The sequence below is a fragment of the Umezawaea sp. genome (genome assembly GCF_057122925.1).
This window is the reverse complement of the sequence record NZ_DBNGPQ010000187.1, coordinates 43,584-50,458: the sequence shown is the minus strand read 5'-3', so window position 1 is coordinate 50,458 and position 6,875 is coordinate 43,584. Positions and strand designations below refer to the sequence as shown.

The 6,875-nt window shown below is 67.9% G+C and carries 3 protein-coding genes; 2 read left to right on the top strand and 1 reads right to left on the bottom strand.

Features of this window, described 5'->3' with window-relative positions:
- Positions 1 to 2,019 (bottom strand): hypothetical protein (locus AC156L_RS41630; protein ID WP_484407831.1); only part of this gene is annotated, 2,019 nt, incomplete at its 3' end.
- 597 nt (positions 2,020 to 2,616) lie between these two features.
- Here AC156L_RS41630 and AC156L_RS41625 point away from each other — a divergent pair.
- On the top strand, positions 2,617 to 5,232 hold the full coding sequence (locus AC156L_RS41625; protein ID WP_330874719.1) for an NPCBM/NEW2 domain-containing protein: 2,616 nt from the start codon (positions 2,617 to 2,619) through the stop codon (positions 5,230 to 5,232).
- Entirely contained in the window at positions 5,229 to 6,758 is a 1,530-nt protein-coding gene (locus tag AC156L_RS41620; protein ID WP_330874718.1) for a glycoside hydrolase family 88 protein, read from the top strand. The genes AC156L_RS41625 and AC156L_RS41620 overlap by 4 nt, the downstream gene beginning before the upstream one ends.
- Positions 6,759 to 6,875 lie beyond the last annotated feature (117 nt).

Sequence of the window (6,875 nt, the reverse complement as noted above, 5' to 3'; positions counted from 1 at the left end):
GAAGCTCGCCGGGTCCTGCAGCCAGGAACGGAACAGGGCCATTGCCGCACCCGCCATCCCCTGCGGGACTGGCACGGACTCGACATCTGCCAAAGCGCGGGAGAGCCCTGCCGTCACAGCCCGGTCGTCGGACTCCGCGACGGCCAGCCGACGGCTCACGACGTCTGCTTCCCGCACGATGATACGCACTTCGTCGATCGCCCGGAGCAGAGCACGCAGAGCGGTGGCGACGATGGGTTCACGCGCCTGCTTCGGCTTGCGCATCGCGGCGTCTGCGGCCTCGATGATCGCCTCCGCAGCTCCAGGCGTGCTCAGCGCAGCATGAGCTTCTCCGACCGCGGCTCCCTCGCCTGCTCCGTCGGACCAAGCGATCACGGAGTGCAGCGCGGACGCCAGTGGCTGGTCTGTCAACATCAACCGCTGCAAGACCCTGGTCGCACGCTGGTAGCTGTTCTTCCGCCGTGGCAACTCGTCAGCCAAGCTCCTCGCTCGTCTGCCCAGTTCCACACGTGCCTCGCTCACGTCGTCTTCCGGAGGGAGCACACCCACCCCGTAGTCAACCCGGAAGCTCCGACGGACCGCTGCGATCGACGCATCGACAAGTGCTGCCCATTCAGCGGGCAACGTCAGGTCGGGCTGCAGTTGAGCCAGAAGGGAATGACCCCAGCCGGCTATTAGACCAGCACGGAGGATCGCGGTCGTGGCCACCACTGCGGCGTCCATGTCCATGCCCAGTGCCTGGGCGTCCAAATCAAGTGCAGCCAGAATCGCGGTTGCGTCCGAGTTGTTGTGAACGCCGTATGCGGCAGCGGCAAACCTGAGAACCGCGGCACGACGGTCCGGCTCACCCGACATGGCGGTCACCCAGTAGGCTTCCGCGATCCTGCCGTCATACGTCAGTCGGACGGCAAGCGGAGGATCGCCTTCCTCCCAGGGAAAACCGTGCGCCAACTCCTCCGCGCCTGACGACTGTGGATCGTCGTCGAGCGTCTCCGATGTCGTAACGGCCACGTCGGTCGGTACGACATCCACATCTGAGGATTCAACAACCGTGGTCCGAGTTTCATCACGCTTCACGATGGACGTGACCGGCTCGGGCCGACCGGCAGAACGCTCATCACTCTCGTCGGAAAGACCGTCGACGCTGTCCAGCACGGGCTGCTCCGCAACCACGGGTTCAGCCACCAACTCGGCCGTGCAGGCGCTGACGGTTCCGGCACCCAGTTCACCTCGCTGGATCCGCATCGCTTCCAGCGCTGTTCTCAAGGAGTCACGAGCGATCTCCGGAGCTGATTCGACCATCGCCTCCAGCTCGGCGATCTGCCGGTCAAGATCGCGAATTCGCCCAGCGGCGATCTCTCGAGCCCGGAGCTCGGCAACCCGACTAGCGCGGCACTCCTCCATCCGTTCACCAAGACCGTCGAACCCGACCGAGGGCTGCACCTCCACGAGGAGAGCCACAGCCTCGATGAGTCCGCCACGTCGCCTGCTGTACTCGCTCAGACGGGCGTCGATCTCGGTGAACAGTGGAACGCCCGCTTCGACGTCAGCGGCAAGCGAGCGCAGATCGAACGCGATAGTTTCAGCAAATCCACGCAACTCCGCGAGCTGAGCTTCAGCTCGAATCAGGTCGAGGTTGCTGACATCCTCGGAAACCGAGGACTCTGTCCTTTGCAGCGCGCGACCAGTTTCGCCTGAGGTTTCCGCTTCCACAGCCTCAACCACCCGGCATTCAGGAAGGTTCGTCTCCACGGACTCCCCGATTGCCTGCCTCAGGCTGGCCTCGTGTTCGACCGCTAGCGGACTGGCCGGCACGTTGCTAAGCAACAACGCGTAAAGGACGAACTGACCGTAGGGCTGCCCGAGTTCAACCAGCATCCGGGTGAGCATGCGATGGTCGGGTTTGCTCACCGCGTCCAGGTCGAACTCGTAGTGCCTGTTCAGGTAGTGCGAAACCAGCTCGAGCGCGTTCGCCACGAGGGTGAGGAGCTGCTGGTTGGAGGACTTGGTGATGCCCACTCGGATAGCTCTCAGGTCTCTGGACGCGGGACGGCGCCCACCCAAGTACGACATGGGCAGCCGTCCCAGCACGCGCAGGCCGTCATCCACGGACACCAGCGTCGTGAGGTCTGCGTCGTTGAGAGAGGTGAGCCATTTGCGGAACTCACGAAGTGCAGCGCCTGTCACGGAGCGAAGTCATACCTCATTCTGACCACACTTCGTTGGAGTGAACCGCGTGTCGCTTTCGAGTGAACCGCTCACTCACCCGACTGGAGTAGGACATGCATCGCAACAACCGAAACGCGTCCGTACCGAATCAGACCGAGCGCGAGACCTCAGATGGCTTAGAACCGCAAAAATAGTACGTCAACAACATTTATAGCCGATGCATTGACTATCAATGCATATCTACATCTCCATTGGGGGCACATTTGCACTGGATCAAGCCCACTACAGGGATGATCTTGACAAGTCAACTCGATGGCGGAGAGCAGACCGGACAAATCCTGTCCGGCTAATAACCACCGGCGACCTTGACCGCCCCCACCCCCGCCGACACGATCGAGGGAGCGCTCTCACCCCTCCCTGCACCGAGACGCGTCCGGAGGTCTGACAATGGCGTCGTCCAAGCCGTGGCTCATGATCGTGCTGCTGGCCCTAGCATCCGCAGTGACACCGGTTGCGGCCCAGGCACAACCCGCCAACCGGTGGGTGGTGTCGTCGGGCACCCTCTCGGCCACCGTGGCACTGGACCCGTCCGGCAGACCAACCGTGGGGGCGACCCGCTCGGGACGCACCGTGCTGTCCCCCTCCCCGGTAGGCCTCACCACCACGACAGCGGACTTGACCACCGGCCTGCGGTTCACCAGTCGCACGGACCGCACGATCTCCGAGCAGTACGCGATGACCACCGGCAAGCGACGGAACCGGACCGTCACCGCGAACGAGTCGCGGTTGGCGTTCACGACCACGACCGGCGCGCGGATCGACCTGGTGGTGAGGGCTTCAGCGGACGGCGTGGCCTACCGGTACGTGGTACCGGGCCCAGTGACGATCACCGGGGAGGCCTCGACCTTCACCGTCCCCACCAGCGCCCCGGCCTGGCTCCTGCCCTACAACGCCTGGTACGAGGCCGACCGGATCCGAACCACGGCGGGCAGCGCACCGGCGGGCGACTACGGCAACCCGTCCCTGTTCCAGGTGGGCCAGGACTACGCACTCCTCACCGAGTCCGACGTGGACGGACGCTACCCCGGCTCGAAGCTGCGCCACACCGCCGGTTCCGGCTCCTACCAGGTCGTCCTCGCCGACGACCAGGTCACGGCGGAGGCCGAACTCACGACCCCGTGGCGCACGGCGATCATCGGCGACCTCGCCGCGGTCACCGGGTCCACCCTGGTGGACGACCTGGCACCCCCGTCGAAGATCGCGGACACCACGTGGATCAAACCGGGCAAAGTAGCCTGGTCCTGGCTGAGCGAGAACTCCAGCCCGTCCAACTTCGAACGCCAGAAGGCCTACGTCGACTTCGCCGCCCGCAACGCCTGGCCGTACGTCCTGGTGGACGAGGGCTGGAGCGCGACCTGGGCACCGGAGCTGACCAGGTACGCCAGGGCGAAGGGCGTGGACGTCCTGCTCTGGCTCCACTGGACCGCGCTCGACACCAGGGCCGAGCAGGACACCCTCCTCCCGAGGATCCAGGGCTGGGGCGTCAAGGGCGTGAAGCTGGACTTCATGGAGTCCGACTCCCGCGAGCGCTACCGGTGGTACGACGCGGTGCTGGCGAAGACGGCCGACCTGCACCTCATGGTGAACTTCCACGGCTCCACCATCCCCCACGGCCTGGCTCGGACGTGGCCGCACGTCATGACGATGGAGGCCGTGCGGGGCGCGGAGAACCGGCCCGCCGCGGCGAACAACCCGGTGCAGGCGTTCACCCGCAACGTGGTCGGTTCCATGGACTACACGCCGGTGTCGCTCGACGTCGGCACGAAGGAGGCGACGGTCGCGCACGAGGTGGCGCTGCCCGTGGTCTACGAGTCCGGCTGGACGCACTTCGCCGACAAGCCCGAGGCCTACCAGGCGAGGCCGCAGGCGTTGCGCTTCCTCAACCAGGTCCCCACGACCTGGGACGACACCAGGCTGGTCGGCGGCACCCCCGACACCGGTGCGGTGGTGGCGCGGCGCGCGGGTGACCGCTGGTTCGTCGGCGCGATCTCCACCGGTGACGCCCGCACGGTCGCGGCACCGCTGTCGTTCCTGGGTGGCGGGGACTGGCTCGTGGAGGTCGTCCGCGACGACGCGTCCACGTCCCGCGGCGACGTGCTCCGGTCCAGCCAGGTGCTGCGCTCGACGTCCACCCTCTCCGTGGCCGTGCCGCGCAACGGCGGTTTCGCCGCCGTCGCCTGCCCGGCCCGGTCCGGCCGCACGACGTGCGACCTGCCGGTCAAGCAGGTCCCGACGACCTCGCTGAGCGTCACACCGACCCAGGAGTTCGACGCGGCGAAGGGCACGGCCTTCGACGTGACCGGCACGTTCACCAACACCAGTTCCAGCGTCCTGACCGACCCGTCCCTCACGGCGGCGGCCCCCTCGGGCTGGAGCGTGACGGGACTGCCGGTGCGGCGCGGGGCGCTGGCACCGGGCGAGACCATGACCGGCCGGTGGACGCTGCGGGTCGGTGACCAGAGCCCGTACGGTTTCGTGGACGTGCCGGTGTTCGCGGAGTTCAACGCCGAGCGCACGCACGTGGAGAAGGCCGTGCGGGTGTTCGTCCCACCCGCGGTGCCCGGCGGGACGTCGTTCGTGAGCGACCTCCCCTTCACGACCGAGACCAACGGTTGGGGCCCGGCCGAGCGCGACCGCTCCAACGGCGAGAGTTCCGGCGGTGACGGCGCTCCGCTGCGGGTCGGCGGCACGACCTACGCCAAGGGGATCGGCGTGCACGCGGCGTCGGACGTCTCGGTCTACACCGGTCGCCGGTGCTCCGCGTTCACCGCCGGGATCGGTTTGGACGACGAGACGACCGAGACCGGGTCCGTGGTGTTCCAGGTGTACGGCGACGACCGGCTGCTCTACGACAGCGGCGTCATCAGGGAGAAGACCTCCGCCCGCGCCGTGTCGGTCGACGTCGGCGGGGTGCGGTTGCTGAGCCTGCGCGTCACCGACGGCGGTGACGGCAAGAACTTCGACCACGCGGACTGGACGGAGGCGAGGATCGCGTGCGCGTGACGCCCGTCGTGGTGGCCGCTCTGGCGTTCTCGCTGGTCGCCGTTCCCGCGTCGGCGGCGACCACCGCCTACGAGGCCGAGCGGGCGACCCGGACGCTGGGCGTGGTGGAGTCGAACCACGCCGGGTTCACCGGGTCGGGGTTCGTGAACTTCGACAACGTGGTGGGCAGCGCGGTGCGGTTCGCCGTGGACGCGGCCGTGGCGGGCGACCACGACCTGGTGTTCCGCTACGCCAACGGGACGACGGCCGCCCGGCCGCTGCGGATCGAGGTGAACGGGGTGGCGGTCACCGAGGTGTCGTTCCCCGGTACCGGCGCGTGGACGTCGTGGACCACCCGTGTCGTCAGCGCTCGGCTGACCTCCGGCGCGAACACGGTCCGCGCCACCGCCACGACCGCCGACGGCGGCCCGAACCTGGATTCGCTGGTGGTCGACAACGGCGTCGTGGCGCCCGCGCCCGACGACTGGTCCACGGCGATCGTCGACTCGACGATCGCCAGGCGGCCCGCGACGTCGCTCGGCCTGGGCTACACGGACGCGCTGTTCCTCCAGGGCGTGCACCTGGTGTTCGAGCGGACGGGCGATCCGCGGTACCTGGACTACCTGAAGGCGTGGGGCGGTGCCGAGGTGCGGCCGGACGGGAGCACCGGCAACGCGTACAACGACCTGGACAGCATGTTGGCGGGGAACGTCTTCCTGGTGCTCGCCCGCGAGACCGGCGAGGCCCGGTACACGCTGGCGGCCACCCGGATCCGGCAGCGGATGGCCGAGTACCCGCGCACGTCGGACGGCGCGCTGATCCACAACACCGCGTTCACCGGGCAACTGTGGGCCGACGGCGTGTTCATGGCGCAGCCGTTCCTCGCCCGGTACGGCGCGCAGGTCGGGGACGGCCCGGCCGCGTTCGACGAGGCGTCCCGGCAGCTCGTCACGTACTTCGGGCACCTGCGGTCGCCCGACGGGATGCTGTTCCACGCCTACGACGAGACGCGGAGGTCGTCCTGGGCCGATCCCGCCACCGGGGTGTCGCCGGAGGTGTGGTGCCGGGCCGTCGGCTGGTTCGGGATGGCGACCGTGGACGTGCTCGACGTGCTGCCCCCGACGCACCCGAACCGGGCGGCGCTGGTGGACGTCGTGCGGCACCTGGCAGGTGGCTACCAGCGGTGGCAGGACCCGGCGAGCGGCCGGTGGTTCCAGCTGCCGACCAAGCCCTCGCTCGCGGGGAACTGGACCGAGACGTCGTGTTCGAGCATGTACGCGTACACCGTGTCGCGGGCGGTGGAGCGCGGCTACCTGAGCCCGACCTTCCTGCCGGTGGCGGCGAAGGGGTACCGGGGTGTGCTCGACCGGACGTCCACCGGGTCCGACGGACGCGCCCAGGTCGAGGAGATCGTGGTCGGGACCGGGGTGGGGAACGAGCGGTACTACCTGGACCGACCGCGGGCCGTGAACGACTTCCACGGGTTGGGGGCGTTCCTCATCATGAATGAACAACTGGCCTACCCAGACCGATCGGTTGGTCCATGAGAATCGCGTGAAAGCGTCTCGGACCGCATTTTTCGGCCGCTCCAACACCAAGTTGTTACCTGTCGCGCGTGGACCTTGAATCCGCTGGTGGGAGGCGTTCTCGGCACCCCTATCGAC

What these genes read in the sequence shown, in the direction of transcription:
- AC156L_RS41625 (WP_330874719.1), top strand. Translation starts at nt 2,617, where the DNA reads ATGGCGTCGTCCAAGCCGTGGCTCATGATCGTGCTGCTGGCCCTAGCA.